The organism is Streptomyces sp. NPDC026672 (genome assembly GCF_040638185.1).
In the GTDB taxonomy this organism is placed as follows: Bacteria; Actinomycetota; Actinomycetes; order Streptomycetales; family Streptomycetaceae; genus Streptomyces.
Map to the genome: position 1 here is coordinate 1 of NZ_JBEZXS010000109.1, position 1,494 is coordinate 1,494.

Genomic DNA, 1,494 nt, shown 5'->3' on the forward strand with positions numbered 1-1,494 from the left:
CCCCCGTTATGTTCTTGGCGGTCCTGCAAGAGGGCCGCTGGCCTCCGGGCCCGGCATGACTGGTCCCCCCTGTCGAACGGATGACCTGGGGGGTGGTGTCACCGGGCCCGGGAGGCGCCGTTGGAGACGCTGATGAGAGGTCCGGCTACCGCCTGGCCTGGCGCAATGCCCGGCCGTTCGCGGGCGGCAGGTCTGCATAACGTGGATGCGCGCATACGACGCCAACGCCCTGGCCAGCACCGCACACACCCTGCTCGGGAGGATGGGTTGGACGACATCGACGACGTGGGCGTCTTCCTCGGCCTGGACGTCGGCAAGAGCGCCCATCACGGGCACGGGCTGACCCCGGCCGGGAAGAAGGTCTACGACAAACAGCTGCCCAACAGCGAGCCGAAACTGCGGGCTGTCTTCGACAAGCTGGCCGCGAAGTTCGGCACCGTGCTGGTGATCGTGGACCAGCCCGCCTCGATCGGAGCCCTGCCCCTGACGGTCGCCCGGGGCGCCGGCTGCAAGGTCGCCTACCTGCCCGGACTCGCGATGCGGCGGATCGCCGACCTCTACCCGGGCGAGGCGAAGACCGACGCCCGCGACGCGGCCGTCATCACGGACGCCGCCCGCACCATGCCGCACACCCTGCGCTCGCTTCAGCTGACCGACGAGATCACCGCCGAACTCACCGTCCTCGTCGGCTTCGACCAGGACCTCGCCGCCGAGGCCACCCGCACCTCCAACCGGATACGCGGCCTGCTCACCCAGTTCCACCCGTCCCTGGAACGAGTCCTGGGCCCGCGTCTGGACCACCAGGCGGTCACCTGGCTGCTGGAACGCCACGGATCGCCGGCCGCCCTGCGCAAAGCCGGACGCCGCAGGCTGGTTGAGGTGATCCGCCCCAAGGCCCCTCGCATGGCCCAGCGGCTGATCGACGAGGTCTTCGACGCGCTCGACGAGCAGACCGTCGTGGTCCCGGGCACCGGCACCCTCGACCTCGTGATCCCGTCCCTGGTCCGCTCGCTCGCGGCCGTCCACGAACAGCGACGAGCCCTGGAAGCGCAGATCGGACAGCTGCTGGAGGCTCACCCTCTTTCCCCGGTCCTGACCTCGATTCCAGGAGTCGCGGTCAGGACCGCCGCCACCTTGCTGGTCACCGTCGGCGACGGCACCGGCTTCCCTACCGCCGCCCACCTCGCCTCCTACGCCGGACTCGCCCCGACGACCAAGTCGTCGGGGACATCGATCCACGGCGAACACGCACCCAGAGGCGGCAACCGGCAACTGAAACGCGCGATGTTCCTGTCCGCGTTCGCCGCCCTGCACGATCCCGCCTCCCGCACCTACTACAACAAATGCCGCGCTCGCGGGAAGACCCACACCCAGGCACTCCTCCGCCTGGCCCGACAACGGATCAACGTGCTGTTCGCGATGCTCCGCGACGGCACCTTCTACGAACCCAGAACCCCACGCCTCGCTTGACGAAAGACATAGAGGCACCCCCCC

The 1,494-nt window shown here is 69.5% G+C and carries 1 protein-coding gene; it reads left to right on the top strand.

Annotated features, from left to right (window positions below):
- The first annotated feature begins 267 nt into the window (after positions 1–267).
- Entirely contained in the window at positions 268–1,470 is a 1,203-nt protein-coding gene (locus AB0F77_RS42990; protein WP_358079745.1) for an IS110 family transposase, read from the top strand.
- The last annotated feature ends 24 nt before the right edge of the window (positions 1,471–1,494 follow it).